This window comes from Acinetobacter sp. YH12251 (genome assembly GCF_013417465.1).
GTDB lineage: Bacteria > Pseudomonadota > Gammaproteobacteria > Pseudomonadales > Moraxellaceae > Acinetobacter > Acinetobacter amyesii.
Genome location: NZ_VPDZ01000002.1, coordinates 277,991 through 293,702, shown reverse-complemented (window position 1 = coordinate 293,702; position 15,712 = coordinate 277,991). Strand labels below are relative to the sequence as shown.

Annotated in this window: 13 protein-coding genes and 1 pseudogene; 7 read left to right on the top strand and 7 right to left on the bottom strand. The window is 41.3% G+C overall.

The features are described from left to right. Positions 1-16 precede the first annotated feature (16 nt). Positions 17-1,045 (bottom strand): substrate-binding domain-containing protein, encoded by a 1,029-nt coding sequence (locus FTV27_RS02155; RefSeq protein ID WP_180076938.1) that lies wholly within the window; start codon positions 1,043-1,045, stop codon positions 17-19. Positions 1,046-1,455: 410 nt separating this feature from the next. Here FTV27_RS02155 and FTV27_RS02150 point away from each other — a divergent pair. Beyond that, a pseudogene (locus tag FTV27_RS02150) lies at positions 1,456-2,509 on the top strand (Rieske 2Fe-2S domain-containing protein). A 389-nt stretch (positions 2,510-2,898) separates the two neighbouring features. On the opposite strand, the gene FTV27_RS02145 reads toward FTV27_RS02150, so the two are convergent. After that, positions 2,899-4,431 (bottom strand): aspartate aminotransferase family protein, encoded by a 1,533-nt coding sequence (locus tag FTV27_RS02145; protein ID WP_180076937.1) that lies wholly within the window; start codon positions 4,429-4,431, stop codon positions 2,899-2,901. 3 nt (positions 4,432-4,434) lie between these two features. Continuing rightward, positions 4,435-5,808, bottom strand: a complete 1,374-nt coding sequence (locus tag FTV27_RS02140; protein ID WP_180035339.1) for a diaminobutyrate--2-oxoglutarate transaminase — start codon at positions 5,806-5,808, stop codon at positions 4,435-4,437. A 483-nt stretch (positions 5,809-6,291) separates the two neighbouring features. On the opposite strand from FTV27_RS02140, the gene FTV27_RS02135 reads away from it, so the two are divergent. From FTV27_RS02135 to arsH, 6 genes are all read left to right on the top strand, one after another. Continuing rightward, positions 6,292-6,993, top strand: a complete 702-nt coding sequence (locus FTV27_RS02135) for an SIMPL domain-containing protein (protein ID WP_180076936.1) — start codon at positions 6,292-6,294, stop codon at positions 6,991-6,993. A gap of 142 nt (positions 6,994-7,135) precedes the next feature. After that, complete coding sequence (locus FTV27_RS02130) at positions 7,136-9,376, top strand: TonB-dependent receptor family protein (RefSeq protein ID WP_373687138.1); 2,241 nt, start codon at positions 7,136-7,138, stop codon at positions 9,374-9,376. A 113-nt stretch (positions 9,377-9,489) separates the two neighbouring features. Next, entirely contained in the window at positions 9,490-9,819 is a 330-nt protein-coding gene (locus FTV27_RS02125; protein ID WP_180055089.1) for a metalloregulator ArsR/SmtB family transcription factor, read from the top strand. After that, a complete protein-coding gene (locus FTV27_RS02120) occupies positions 9,816-10,289 on the top strand; it encodes an arsenate reductase ArsC (protein ID WP_180076934.1) in 474 nt (157 codons plus the stop codon). Before FTV27_RS02125 ends, FTV27_RS02120 begins: the two co-directional genes overlap by 4 nt. After that, positions 10,289-11,329 carry an ACR3 family arsenite efflux transporter gene (arsB, locus tag FTV27_RS02115; RefSeq protein WP_180076933.1) on the top strand — a complete coding sequence of 347 codons (1,041 nt, stop codon included), beginning with the start codon at positions 10,289-10,291 and terminating at the stop codon, positions 11,327-11,329. Before FTV27_RS02120 ends, arsB begins: the two co-directional genes overlap by 1 nt. Position 11,330: 1 nt before the next feature. After that, positions 11,331-12,035 carry an arsenical resistance protein ArsH gene (gene arsH, locus FTV27_RS02110; RefSeq protein ID WP_180076932.1) on the top strand — a complete coding sequence of 235 codons (705 nt, stop codon included), beginning with the start codon at positions 11,331-11,333 and terminating at the stop codon, positions 12,033-12,035. 57 nt (positions 12,036-12,092) lie between these two features. Here arsH and FTV27_RS02105 read toward each other — a convergent pair whose 3' ends face one another. From FTV27_RS02105 to FTV27_RS02090, 4 genes are all read right to left on the bottom strand, one after another. Continuing rightward, a complete protein-coding gene (locus FTV27_RS02105; protein WP_180076931.1) occupies positions 12,093-12,611 on the bottom strand; it encodes a GNAT family N-acetyltransferase in 519 nt (172 codons plus the stop codon). Between the two features lie 90 nt (positions 12,612-12,701). Next, positions 12,702-13,835: a glutamate 5-kinase gene (gene proB / locus FTV27_RS02100; RefSeq protein WP_078190202.1), complete on the bottom strand. Its 1,134-nt coding sequence runs from the start codon at positions 13,833-13,835 to the stop codon at positions 12,702-12,704. Positions 13,836-13,875: 40 nt separating this feature from the next. Further along, positions 13,876-15,090: an Obg family GTPase CgtA gene (cgtA, locus tag FTV27_RS02095; protein ID WP_180076930.1), complete on the bottom strand. Its 1,215-nt coding sequence runs from the start codon at positions 15,088-15,090 to the stop codon at positions 13,876-13,878. 213 nt (positions 15,091-15,303) lie between these two features. Then, positions 15,304-15,678 carry a helix-turn-helix domain-containing protein gene (locus FTV27_RS02090; protein ID WP_180076929.1) on the bottom strand — a complete coding sequence of 125 codons (375 nt, stop codon included), beginning with the start codon at positions 15,676-15,678 and terminating at the stop codon, positions 15,304-15,306. Positions 15,679-15,712: the final 34 nt, after the last annotated feature.

Here is a 15,712-nt window from a genome sequence, read left to right as displayed (position 1 = left end):
GGCTAATTCCATACTTTTATTTAACAGCCTTACCCGCTTTGAAGTTTGCAAGTACCGCAGCACGTTCTTTGTCAGACATTGAAATCAGACCTGCTTTTTCAAGCTTAGAACCTTTACCAGATACTTTTTTGCTTACAAAGAATTCTGTAAATTCTTTCAAGCCTTTGATTGATTTAAGATGCTCACCTTTCACGTAGAAGAACAATGGACGTGATACAGGGTAAGAACCATTCAGAATTGTTTTCTCAGATGGCGCAACATTGTTTACTGTCGCTACACGTAATTTGTCACGGTTTTGATCATAGAAACCTAAACCGAATACACCTACAGCGTTAGGTGAAGTTTTTAAGCGTGCCAATGTCTCTGTATAGTCACCAGCAATTTCAATTACACGGCCATCTTTACGGAATGTAGAACATGCCTTTTTCTTTGCATCTTTATCTAGCTTCGCAAATGCTTGGTAAGTTTCACAGCCAGCATCTACCATTTTCTCTTGGAATACTTCACGAGTACCGTGATTTGATGCAGGAATAACTAAAGTGATTGCTTCGTTTGGTAAAGTTGGGTCGATTTGATTCCAACGTGTGTATGGGTTTGGAACCAATTTACCTTTTGAAGGTAATTCAGCAGCAAGTGCAGCAAATACGTGCTGTGGGCGAAGTTTGAATGCGGCTTTTTTAGCGTTTGATGCAAACACGATACCGTCATAACCTACTTTAATCTCAAGAACTTGGTTTACACCTGCTTTTTTACAAGCAGCAAGCTCAGTGTCTTTAATTTTACGAGATGCATTAGCAATATCGATAGTGTTATCACCAACGCCATTACAGAATTGTTTCAAACCACCAGAAGTACCACCAGAACCTACAACAGGTGCTTTAAATTGTGGGAATGTATTACCAAACTCTTCTGCAACAATACTTGCGTAAGGCAAAACTGTAGAAGAACCAGCAATTTGGATCGTGTCACGAGCTGCATTTGCAGTTGTAGCGACTGTTGCCCCAGTAGTGAGTACCATAGCAAGTGCGATATGATTTAAGCGCATTCTCATCTCTCTTAATTGATGCATTTATTGGAGTACGCCACTTTTATTTTTAAAGTCTTGTACTTTTTCGATATCTGCATTTTGATTTTAGAGTATGACAGTTAGGTTACATCTTTATGACGCTTTTATGATAATTGATGATTGCACATTGATTTAAATATAATTCTTTATTTTTCAATACGTAATGAAATTTATCAAAGTATTGGTCTTATATATTTCTACTTTGATATTCGTAAGAATTCATATCACTGTCATATTTTGTCTTATTTTCTTTTTTCAAATTGTCCTCTTTTTCTGAATGATGCACATTTGCATGTTCGATTTTTTATTCCATGTTATTCCAATAATTAAAATTTCATTACATTTTTAGTTAGCTCAATATGCAACTTTACATAAAAACAGAGCCTAAAATGACCAGTAAAGCCATTGCGACATTTAATCCAGACTTGCCTGTGCATATGACTTTTGAAGAACATGACTGGCACTTACTTACGAAATATTGGTATCCGATTGCACTCACTCGAGACATTACAGAACAGCCTTATGGCACCATGCTTTTAGATATGCCGCTCGTCATTTATAAAATGGGAGATGAACTGATTGTAGCTAAAGATGCCTGCCCACACCGCTGCGTACCCCTAAGTTTAGGCAAGAATGATGGTCAAGGCGTGGTCTGCCGATATCATGGCTTACGCTTTGATGAACATGGTCATTGCAACCGTATTCCTGCATATCCAGAACAGAAAATTTCACCGCGCTTTAATTTACGCACCTATGCAGCGGTAGAGCGCTATGGTTTGATCTAGTGCAATCTGACGGCTCATTCTGAAGCTGAACCCAATATACCTAGCATGCCCAATTGGGAGAATACCGAATATCAACAATTGGTTTGTCCAACGGTAGATTTTCAATGTTTTGCAGGCCGGCAGCTTGAAGGTTTTATTGATGTTGCGCATTTTGCATGGGTACACCCTGATACCTTTGGCGATCCTGAAAATGTTGAAGTAGCCGACTATAAAACTATTGAGATAGTAACAGGTTATAATGCGGACTATTGGAGCAGTGTTGAACGTTACCCCCATTGGTTTAGATCAAAAAGGTCAAGAAGGTTTTCAATGGCTACGTTATTTCGAAATACATCTGCCTTTTACTGCAACACTGACTATCCATTTTCCCAACGACACCAAACAAGTGATTATGAATGCGGCATCCCCCATGACTGCTCGTTCTACCCGACTATTTGCGCCTATCTGCCGTAATTATGACAAAGACCTGCCTGTAGAAGATGCTTACGACTTTAACCTGAAAATATTTGAGGAAGACCGTCTCGTGTCGGAATCGCAAAAGCCTGAATATTTGCCTTTAGATTTAAGCATTGAAGCACATTTCCCAGCTGACCGTAGTTCGAGTATGTACCGCAAACTGCTGCGTAAGAAAGGTTTTAGTCCATTGTTTGCAGCATAACATCAATATCGTATTGCATTCACCTCACCCTAACCCTCTCCTACAAGGAGAGGGAAACTCCTTTACAAGCCTTATATTGGTTATAAATATTGTGGTATCTCATTCATCAAATGATAAATATTGTGGTATCTCATTCATCAAATGATAAACATCAATGACTATCGCGACTGGCGACAGGGATGTCGCTGTAAGGTAAAGGTCACATGGATGTACCTTTTGCCTGAGAAGGATTTTAGTTACTTTGATCCCTCAAAGTAACAATCTGCCTACGCAGTAAACTATCATCTCCCAATGAAAAATTGCGGCCATGTAAAAATTAAGCGCCTTTTCATTTAAAACAAAAAAAGGAGCTCTTACGAGCCCCTTCACCTACAGCTACAAAATGACAATTAGTCAATTGCAGGTGTATATGTACCGTCAGCGATTGGGCCTTTGATACGGTCAGCTTCTGCAAGCACCAGAGCAAGCAAATTCTTCACGTTGTCTAAAGTCGCTACTGGGCTTAAAGTCGTCATTTTCAAAGATTGAACCTGACCTACTTTAGTTACACCAATATTCGCTTCACCCCGAGCAAACAATTCGTCTGCCACGTTTTGGTTCAATGTATCTAACAATTCAGCTGGGTAACCTGCTGGTACTACACGGAACAATACCGATGCAAATTGAGGATCAACCAGCATTTCTAGACCGTCAGTGGCAGTAATATAGTCCGCAACATCACGTGTTAGACCTACACCATGATCAATCATCGAACCGTAAAGCTCTTCACCTAACGCTTCAACCGTCATCCACAATTTCAACGCGTCAAAACGGCGAGTTGTTTGTAGTGACTTAGATACTAAGTTAGGAACGCCATGCTCTTCATCATAAGCAGAGTTTAAATACTCAGCTTCATAATGCATGAAACGATAGTTCGCTTCATCTTTCAGCAAGAACGCACCACATGAAATCGTTTGGAAGTAATGCTTATGGAAATCAAGCGTTACCGAGTCAGACAGTTCAATACCGTCTAACATTGAACGATAGTCATTTGAAAGAATCAGTGCACCGCCCCAAGCCGCATCGATGTGCATCCACGCGCCATATTTATTGGTGATTGCACGTACTTCTTTCAATGGGTCAATTGCGCCTGCATCGGTTGTACCCGCAGTTGCAACTACACATGCGACGATTTTACCTTCAGCTTGAAGGTGAGCCATGGTTTTCTCAAGTGCGTCCATGTCCATGCGAGCATTCGCATCTACAGGAACAGTCACGACAGATTGGAAGCCCATGCCCATCATTGCCATGTTCTTTTGCACAGAGAAGTGCGCATTTTCAGAACAAATAACTTTGACGTTACGCATAGCATCAGATGGTACACCATCACGCTGAACAGACCACGGATTGCCGTTTTCGTCTTTCCAGTTTTTAGCAATACATGCATCACGTGCAAGCAAAACACCCATTAAGTTAGACTGCGTACCGCCAGAGGTGAATACACCTGCTTGACCTGCACCATAGCCAACTTTTTGGCGAAGCCAGTCAATTAACTGAACTTCCATCAATGAACCTGCAGGGCTTTGATCCCATGAATCCATCGATTGGTTTGTCGCGTTAATGAGCACTTCAGCGATTTGGCTTGTTACCATTGTTGGGCAATGCAAATGCGCTAAAGAATGTGGGTGATGTACTTTTAAGCTTTTGTTTAAGAACAGCTCAACCATACGGTCTAGTGATTTTTGTACACCCATACCTTCTTTAGAAGGATTGAATGCAATTGCACTACGAAGCTCTTTAATACTACCGCCGGTGTACATTTTGTCATTTTGCAACCATGCAGAAACGGCTTTTACCGCTTCGCCCATTGCTGACTGGTAGTCAGCAATAGATTGTGCATCATTGCAGAATAACGCTTTACGATGTTCTGCAAAATCTACCATGTCTTACGCGCCTCGAGTTGCAACTAGTGCTTCAGCAAGAGCTTTCTTGAAGCGAACAATCACTTCTTCACATTCAGCTTGGTTGATGATCAATGGGCAAAGTAAACGAATTACTGTACCGTTACGACCACCTTTTTCTAACAACAATTTGTTGTTGAAACATGCTGCTTGAATTGCTGCTGCCAATTGAGAATCACCTGGTAAAGAACCCATGTGATCTGCTTTTTGACGTTCATCAACGATTTCAACACCAATCATCAAACCACGGCCACGTACGTTACCGATACATGGGAATTCTACCGCTAATTTTTTAATTTCAGCTTGTAAGAAGTCGCCACGCTCTTGTGCGTTTTGAGCCAAGTTTTGTTCTTTGATGGTTTTGATAGTTGCAAGACCAGTACCCATAGCAAGTTGGTTACCACGGAATGTACCCGTGTGACCCGCTGGTTGCCATGCGTCAAACTTACGTTTAATGCCCAATACTGCAAGTGGTAAGCTACCACCTACCGCTTTAGACATTACAATGACGTCTGGCTCAATACCTGCATGTTCAAAGGCAAACATTTTACCTGAACGTGCAAAGCCCGCTTGTACTTCATCAAGAATCAACACGATGTTGTGCTTTTCAGTCACTTCGCGGATTTTCTTTAACCATTTTACAGGTGCAGTCACTACACCGCCTTCGCCTTGGATTGCTTCCAAGATTACAGCTGCAGGTTTCGTTACACCGCTTTCTACGTCTTCAATGAAGTTTTCGAAATAATACGTTAATGCGTCTACACCCGCTTCACCACCTATGCCTAATGGGCAACGGTATTCATGCGGATACGGCATAAATTGAACACCCGGCATTAAGCCGTTCACAGCATTTTTAGCAGACAAGTTACCTGTCATTGCTAAAGAACCGTGAGTCATACCATGGTAGCCACCTGAGAAGCTGATTACTGAACTACGACCTGTGTAAGTTTTTGCTAATTTAATTGCTGCTTCTGTACCATCTGCACCAGACGGGCCACAGAACTGTAGACAATACTCTTCTTTACCACCAGGTAATTGCTCAAGTAGTGCTTCAGTAAAAGCATCTTTTAAAGGCGTTGTTAAATCCAAAGTATGCAATGGGAGGCCACTTGCAAGTGTGTCTTGGATACTTTGAATTACCGCAGGATGATTATGGCCTAATGCCAATGTTCCTGCCCCAGCTAAACAATCGAGGTACTCTGTACCTTCAACATCAGTAACCCAACAACCTAAAGCTTTTGCTATCGCAAGTGGAAGTTTACGCGGATAGCTACGAACATTGGATTCCATCTGGCTTTGGCGAGTCAAATAGTATTCGTTAGTAGAATTAGTGGCAGGGTTTACAGAAGAAACGCTCATATCGAATTACCATCTCTGATATGGGTTAAAAGAAATAAGTCGGGTGACTTGCGGTCCTTTGACTCGGTGCTTTATGAGTTCCAGTTAGTTTTAAGAGCTCTCTATATAATGGCTAACTAGAGGGCGGATGATACAGACTTTTTCAAGAAAATAAATCACTTTTATGATCAAATAAAAAGATAATTTAGAGAAAAAACAGATCTATTCCATGGATATCTTGAATTATCATCTTACAGTGTGACGAAACAAAGAAAACCTTTTTATTTTATGCTTTTTTACAACTTATGAATGATTATTGTAATCTTCAATTATTGAAACAACTAAGTACTGATTATTTAAATAAATATTCATCAAGCACTACATTTATTTTTCTTGAAAGATTTACAATCCCACCACAGATTTTCCTTTAATCCATCATAATCCCCTTTTAAGATAACAGCATAAGCTAAATTAGTCATTCTGAAAGAAGAATAGGTCATAACAATGCGTAAAATTATCTTATCCACTGTTTTATTAGCATCCGGTCTAGGTTTGGCAGGAGCAACTCAAGCAGCTGACCCACTCAATTACAACATCGTGAATATTCAGGCGGATGCTACTCGCCAAGTGTCGAACGACCAAATGTATGCTGTTTTATATATTGAAAAATCAAATAAACAGCCGGCTGAACTTGCTACCCAAATCAACCAATTGATGACCCAAGCGGTGAACACAGCCCGTAAATACCCTGCGGTAAAAATCGAAACGGGATCTCAAAGCACCTACCCGATTTATGACAATGACAGTCGTAAATTGAAAGAATGGCGTGGTCGTGCCGAAGTACGTTTAGAAAGTACAGACTTTAAAGCAGCTAGCCAATTGGTGAGCGAGTTACAACAAAATTTCCAAACTCAATCCATCAGCTTTAGTGTGTCAGATGCACAGCGTAAAAAAGTTGAAAATGAACTGATGGTTGAAGCATCCAAAAACTTTCAACAACGTGCCCAAGCGCTCGCTCAGGCATGGAATAAATCAGGCTACAACTTAGTTAATATTAATTTAAATACCAGCAATTATGGTGGTCAGCCAGTACCGCGTATGGCCATGATGAAAGCTGCAAGTGCCGATGCTATTCCTGAACAAGAAATGGCAGGTGGTGAATCTAAAATCACGGTCAGTGCAAATGGCTCTATCCAGTTCAAATAATTAAATTCATTTTAAGAAACCGTGCTTTAGCGCGGTTTTTTTGACTATAAATTACACCTATTCTTTATTTAAATTAAAAAGTCTATTAGCTTAATCATATTCATAGTTTTAAATGATAATCATCCTTATTTAAATTTATCGCATGCAAGATTATGATACGCGCTCTCTCTCCATTGCTCACACTTTTATGTATAGTTCAAGCAAAAAATCTCCAAAGCTTCAAAATTTCCCGTTATTACCGCTAACTATTGCAGTAGGTATAAGCATGGTTGCCACTATGGCTTCTGCTGCTGAAAATACAGAGACCGCGCAAGCTGATGTTTTACCGACCATCACCATTGAAACTCAAGGGAACTGGCTGGAAAACGCCAATGAAAAGAAGGTGCAAAAGCATGCCGGTGCGCGGACCATCATTGACCGTAAACGCTTAAACGAAAGCGCAGCAACATCTCTTAAAGATGCGTTACGCCAAGTTCCTGGTGTTCAGGTTCAAGAAAATAATGGTACTGGCGGTAGCGATGTTTCATTAAATATTGGCGTTCGTGGATTAACTTCTCGCCTCTCTCCACGTTCAACTGTGTTGATCGATGGCATACCGATGTCATTTGCACCTTATGGACAACCACAGCTTTCTATGGCACCTGTCTCTTTAGGAAATATAGAATCTGTTGATGTAGTCCGTGGAGCAGGTTCTGTCCGTTTTGGGCCACAAAATGTCGGTGGTATTATCAATTTTGCCACACGTAGCATTCCTGAATCATTTAAAGGAACCGTAGCTTTAAACTCTGAATATGCAACGGGTACAGATCAGGTAAAATTAAGTCCTAGTCTGTTCGTTGGTGGAACATTTGATAATGGTTTAGGCTTAGCCTTGCTTTATTCAGGTACTAAAGGCAATGGTTATCGTGAAGCGAACAATAAAAATGACATTGATGATGTCATGTTAAAAACCGCTTATGACATAACAGATCAGGATAAAATTGCATTAAATTTCCATCACTACGATGGTACAGGTAAAATGCCTGAAGGTTTAAGCACTGCTGAATTCGAAGCAAATCCATATCAAACGTCGCATTATCGTGATTTTTTCACTGGCCGTCGTTCAGATGTATCCCTACGTTATACACATAAAGATGACACGAACAACTTTGAACTTTTAAGTTATTACATCGATTCATTCCGTACCAGCAACCTTGAATCCACCTTAACCAATGGCAATCATCGCTTAGATACTTCACCACGTGATTATAAAGTCTTTGCCATTGAGCCACGTTATTCTCGTAGCTATAGCTTAGGTAGCACGCTGAATGAAGTGACTGTAGGCTACCGTTATATGGATGAAGAAAGCACCGAGTTCGCAGGCCGTACTGAATACGCTGCAGATGCTGAACCCGGTCAGTTTATAGCACGTACCCGCAGTGCGGGTGGCACCAAAGCACACGCAGCTTATATCGATAACCGTATAGAATTGGGTAAATGGAATATTACACCCGGCGTTCGTTTTGAATCGATTGATACGCAAAACAGTTTTAGTGCTTATAAAAATGGCGTATTACAAAATACTGTTCATCCCTCGATCCAATCAGACGAATTTTTACCAAGTTTAGCTGTCCTATATAAAGCAACAGACCATTGGAATTTCTTTGCTAATGCCGGTGTATCTTTTGGTCCACAGCAATACAACCAATTAGCAACAACGCAAGGTACTACAGCAGTCACAACCCTAGATGGCTTACATCCTGAAAAGTCTAATAACTATGAAATTGGTACCAAATATTTAGGCAATGGTTTGAGCGCTGAATTAACTGCGTTTTATCTAGATTTTGACAAAGAACTGATTTTAGAACGTGATGCTGCAAACAATGGCATTTGGACTGACCTCGGTGCTACAAGTCATAAAGGGATTGAAACCGGTTTCAGTTATGACTTTGGACATTTAGCTGACACCCTCGAAGGCTTGAAAGCCTATGGTAATTATACCTATACCAAGGCAGTTGCTGAAGCAGGTAATTTCAAAGGTAAGGACTTGCCATTCTATTCACAAAATGTCGCAAACTTTGGCTTAGGCTATAAATATGATGCTTGGTCAATCAATGCCGACATGTATGCACAATCTAAACAACGTGCACCCGGCAACCAAGATTCGGGGATCTATCAAACTGAAGAAACTGCAAACGGTAAACTGGGAGATATTCCTGGCTATTCAACTTTCGCTGTACGTACAGGCTATGACTTTAGCGGTTCGCTGCAAGGGGTTAAAGTTGCCGCTGGCATCAAGAATGTATTTGATAAACAGTATTTCACCCGTTCATCAGATGCAACCGGTGGTAAATATATTGGTCAGCCACGTACTTTCTATTTACAAACTTCATTCGACTTTTAAACTGATCTAAATATAAAAATCCCACCAAGTGTGGGATTTTTATTGAACAATACATATGGACATCCATATGTTCACATGTAAAGATATATGCAAATCCATATATACAGATAAAAATGGAACAGACTGAATTTTTCAAATTACTTGCAGATGAGACTCGTCTGAACATCATCATGCTGTTGGCATGTAAAGGTGAACTCTGCGTATGTGAACTCACCGAATCACTTCAATTAAGCCAACCCAAAATTTCGCGCCATCTAGCGCTACTACGGTCATCTAGTGTTTTGAGTGATCAACGCAAAGGTCAATGGGTCTATTACTCCATTCACCCTGCACTGCCTACTTGGTGTACACAAATACTTGATGTCATGCGTCACCAAGAACGATTTAAAGATCTCGATTTAAACTCTCCGAAAGGCACTACCACATTGTGTGAAACGCTATGAATTTTTTATTTCTATGTACTGGCAATAGCTGCCGCAGCATTTTATCCGAAGTACTGTTTAACAAGCGTGCACCTGAAGGTTTCCGTGCCTATAGCGCAGGCAGTAAACCTTCAGGACAAGTCCACCCATTTACCTTAAAAACCCTACATAACCTCAATCTACCGACTGAGGGCTTGTCGAGTAAAACCATCACAGCATGTGAACAATACCAACCCGATGTGGTAATTACTGTCTGTGGTTCTGCAGCTCAAGAAGCTTGCCCAATTTACTTAGGCTCTGCCATCAAAGCACACTGGGGTTTAGAAGATCCTTCCCATTTAGAGCTTGCAGATGACATCAAACTTGCAGCTTTTCTTGATACCGTGGCACATATTAACCGCCGTTTAGATGCTTTATTTGCACTCGATTTTAAGCAATTAAGTCGTGAAGAGCTTAACAAAGAAATCCAAAAAATTTCAGAGATTCAATAATGACTGCTGCAAAACTGTCATTTCTAGACCGCAATCTAACGCTATGGATTTTTATCGCAATGGGGCTAGGCATTGCGATTGGCGTGTATGTTCCAAGTGCTTCAAGAGCTTTAAATCAACTCAATATCGGTGATGTCAATATTGCGATTGCCATTGGTTTAATCCTGATGATGTATCCGCCTTTGGCGAAAGTGGATTACAAAGCACTGCCTGAAGTGTTTAAAGACAAACGCACCCTATACCTTTCACTGCTTCAAAATTGGTTAATCGCGCCTTGCCTGATGTTTATTTTGGCGATCGTGTTTTTACAACACTACCCTGAATACATGACCGGTTTGATTCTGATTGGTTTAGCACGTTGTATTGCAATGGTTCTGGTTTGGAATGATCTCGCTTGTGGGGACAACCAATACGTTACGGCTTTAGTGGCATTTAACAGTATTTTCCAAATTGCATTTTTTAGTACCTACGCATGGTTCTTTTTGAGTTTTTTACCGCCATATTTTGGTATCGAAGCACAAGTGATCCAAGTCAGCTTTTGGACCATCACACATGCAGTATTGGTGTATCTAGGTATTCCCTTCCTGCTCGGTTTCCTGACGCGTGCCATATTGGTAAAACACAAAGGTCTGGATTGGTATAAAAATCAATTTATACCCAAAATCAGCCCCATCAGTTTAATCGCATTACTCTTTACCATTGTGGTGATGTTTAGCCTCAAAGGTGCAGATGTCGTGAGCCTTCCGATGGATGTACTGCGTATTGCCATTCCCCTCACAATCTACTTTGTGGTGATGTTTTTCATTAGCTTTTTGATGAGCAAATGGATGGGCAATAACTACGCCAAAACCACTGCGATATCCTTTACCGCAGCAGGTAATAATTTTGAACTTGCCCTCGCTGTTGCCATCGCCACCTTTGGCATTGCATCTCCGATTGCATTTACCACGATTATTGGCCCATTGGTTGAAGTCCCTGTGCTGATTGCATTAGTGAGTGTATCGCTATGGTTAAAACGCAAATGGTATAAAGAGAACTAAAATGAAGCTCCCCAATATTCAACTAGATTTACTTGAAACACCGAGTTTTGAACATGTTCAAGCAAAAGCACTTGAACATCCGCCACGCATTCTGCTGCTATATGGCTCTAACCGTGAACGCTCATTTAGCCGTTTAACGGTATTGGAGGCGGGTCGAATCCTTGAACATTTTGGTGCAGAAGTCAAAATCTTTCATCCTAAAGGTCTTCCACTGCCTGAAGATGCTGAAACTTCACATCCTAAAGTTCAGGAATTACATGAATTGCTTACATGGTCAGAAGGCATGGTTTGGTGTTCGCCAGAACGACATGGTGCGATGAGCTCTATATTGAAAGCACAAATTGATTGGATTCCTTTAGCTGCAGGTGCCATTCGTGCTACTCAAGGTAAAACGCTGGCGTTAATGCAAGTCAGTGGTGGTTCGCAATCTTTTAATGCTGTTAACCAAATGCGCATCCTTGGGCGTTGGATGCGGATGATCACGATTCCAAATCAATCTTCCGTTGCGAAAGCATTTTTAGAATTTGATGAAAATGATCGCATGAAACCTTCCTCCTATTACACTCGCATTGTCGATGTGATGGAGGAATTATATAAATTTACCCTACTCACACGTGGTCAATCTGCCTACCTCACAGATCGCTATTCTGAACGAGTTGAAAGTGCGGAAGAACTCTCTAAACGAGTTAATCAAAAGAACCTTTAATGAAAAACTCCTGCATCTGTGCAGGAGTTTTGGTCTAAAATATCCATCCGTTTCCACTTAAACTAATAATTTATAAAATAATGTCGTTGAATCTATTGTACCTGTATGGCTCAATGCAAATTGCGGGATGATCCCAGCTTTTATAAAGTTAAATTTTTCATATAGCTTTTCAGAGACAGCGCCTGTACGCGTATCAAGTACAAGTAATTTCAAGTTCAAGTGTTTTGCTTTATCTTCTGCAAGTGTTAATAGTTGGTGAGCAATGCCTTGCTGACGTACCTTTGGATGCACCATAAGTTTTTCAATCTCAGCACGATGCAGTGCATTGGCTTTGGTGGCACGAACCAATTGTACTGTGCCCACAATTTCACCGCTATGTAGCGCCACCCACAAAAAGGTTTTATGCTTTTGAATATCCTTTGCCACAGCAGACCAATATTCATCATAGTGCGACTTAGATTCTTTAGTTAAAAAACCCAGTGATGCACCATCTTGCACACATTGTGCCAATAATTCACACAGTTGAGCCTGCTCATCTTTTAGATCTTGAAGGTTTAAATATTGAATTTCGCTCATATTCTTCTCGTCTTATTACTATTTTTATCGTTATATTCAAATGGCATGCCATAAAAAATCCCGCTCGGAAGCAGGATTTTGATTTTCAATTTAGTAAATCGACATATGATTGCGATGGATCATTTCAAGTGATCGGGCTTCCCCTAAAACTTGATGAACTTTATCTGAGGCCAAACCTTTAACTATTTCTGCCGAGCGTGAACTGAAGTTTACACGACCTACGGCAACACGATGACCTTGTGTATCGACACATTCCACCACATCACCACGTTCAAAATGCCCTTCAACTGCTTTCACGCCTACAGGTAATAAACTACGGTGATTATCACGTATTGCCTTTACAGCACCATCATCAATCACCAAACGTCCAGCTGTTTGTAAATGTGCAGCTAACCATTGTTGATGGGCTGTCACACGATCATTGTCCGTAATGAATAAGGTACCGAGTAATTCACCTGCCATCACACGTGAAAGCACATTATCGCTATCACCGCTCGCAATCACGGTTGGACAACCTGACTTAGCAGCCAAACGTGCTGCACGAACTTTGGTTAACATGCCACCACGGCCAAATTTACCGCCGCCGCCAGCCATATCGAATAATGATTCATCCATTGCACGTACTGTATGGAACAGTTTTGCGTCTGGATTGGAACGAGGGTCAGAGTCGAACATACCTTCTTGGTCAGTTAGAATCACCAAGAGGTCTGCATGTACCTGTCCAGCCACCATCGCAGCTAAAGTATCGTTATCGCCAAAGCGGATCTCGTCAGTCGACACTGTGTCATTTTCATTGATCACAGGAATCACACGCCAATCAATCAAATGCTGCAAGGCATCACAAGAGTTCAAATAGCGACGACGGTCTGCCAAGTCATCATGCGTTAACAAAACTTGTGCTGTGCGAATCGAACGTTGTTCTAATACGCTAGACCAAGTATGAATTAAGCCCATCTGACCAATGGCAGCACAAGCCTGTAGACTGGGTAGATCTGTGGGTCGGTTGTCCAAATTCATACGAACCATCCCTTCAGCCACAGCACCGGAAGACACAAGAATGATCTCGTGCCCTGCATTGTGTAGTTCTGCAATTTGTCCCGCCCAATGCGAGATTGCATCCAGATCTAACCCTTTTCCGTTTGCTGTGAGTAGTGATGATCCGATTTTAACAACGATACGTTTACAACCCTTGAGCTGACGTTGCCCATCTACCACTTCTATCATCTTGTCCTCAGACTTGTTTGCTTTGACACTTATTCAGCAATTAACGTACGTAGTACGATTCTGCCTCATCATCACCGTCTTCAAATTCATCATCAAAGTCTTCACCTTGACCTGCCAGACGTTGTTGACGACGCATTTCACGATATGCTTCTTTCGCAGCAAGCGTTTGCTCACGTGTTTCAGCTTCAAGCTGATCACGGAACGCTTTAACTTCTGCAGCATATTCAGGATCTTCAGTTTCTCGTTCGCGCTGTTCTTCAATTTGATCCATCAGGTAGTACACAACGTCTTTAGTACCTTCAAATGTTAAACCTGAAGTTTTGAATACAGGGCCTTTCCACTGCAACTCTTCGAGAATGTGATCACACCATTCATCACGCGTTTCAGCCGCCAATTGGTCTACTTTATTGAGTACCAATACAACAGGTAATTTTGAAAGTGTTGGGGAGAATTTTTTCAACTCTTCCAAAATTGCTTTTGCATTGTACGCAGGGTCAGAACCATCAATCGGTTGAACATCTACGATGTGCAATAAAATACGTGTACGCGCCAAGTGTTTCAGGAATCGAACACCTAGACCTGCACCTTCTGCAGCCCCTTCGATTAGACCCGGAATATCCGCCATTACAAATGAACGGTGACTATCGGCATCAACCACACCTAGATTTGGCACCATAGTGGTAAATGGATAATCTGCAACTTTTGGTTTTGCTGCTGAAACTGCACGGATAAAGGTTGATTTACCCGCATTTGGCATACCCAACAAACCAACGTCTGCGAGTACTTTTAATTCAAGACGAATTTCACGATATTCGCCTTTTGAACCGTGTGTACATTTACGTGGAGAACGGTTGGTTGAAGATTTGAAGTGAGTATTACCCAAGCCACCTTCACCACCTGCTGCCACTAACACACGCTGACCGTCAGCCACTAAGTCGCCGATGATATCGCCAGATTCTGTATCTACAATTGTTGTGCCCACTGGAACGAGCAATACGGTATCTTCACCGCCACGGCCTGAGCAGTTCGCTCCACGACCATTTTTAGCACGTTCTGCACGGAATTTACGTGTATAACGATAATCTACTAGGGTACTTGTGTCGTTGTCGGCTTGAACGTATACGTTACCGCCACGACCACCATCACCACCATCTGGACCACCAAATGGTACGAATTTTTCACGGCGAAAACTGGCTACGCCATTGCCACCGTCGCCAGCCTCTACGGTAATGACTGCTTCATCAACAAAGCGCATGTTTGCCAATCCTCTAAAAACTTTAAAACCGCTTATTCTGCCATATTTTAAAGAATTTCTCGAACAATATTATTCAGCAATACTATAAATTTCATTCATCTTGGTGCTGATGCAAATTTTTAGGAAAATCCGCACCTCGCTCGAAAATCTTTAGCTCATCATCAAAATACCTTTGATAAATAGCAAACGAATTTCACTCCCCATTTCTGAAAGCTATTTACGTGCATTTTCCTTGGCTTCAATAATTTCAGGCAATGTTCGTTCAACCCAACCAATCAGATGCATTAACTTTTCTGCAGCCTGTGAGCCCATTAAAGTCAGTTGATATTCAACTTTGGGTGGCACGACTGGATAGACTGTCCGTAAGATAAAACCATCTTGCTCGAGCATTTTCAGCGTTTGAGCCAGCATCTTTTCGCTCACCCCTTCGATCCGCTGCTTAAGTTCACTAAAACGGTGTACCCCTTCAGTCAAACAACGCAAAATTAATACTGACCATTTATTGGTGAGATGTTCCAATATTTCTCTAGATGGACAGTCCGTGGATAAAACTTGACCTAATAATTTACTTGTAGCGTATGTGTTCATTAAATCTTTCCTCAAAGTCACTAACTTACTTTTT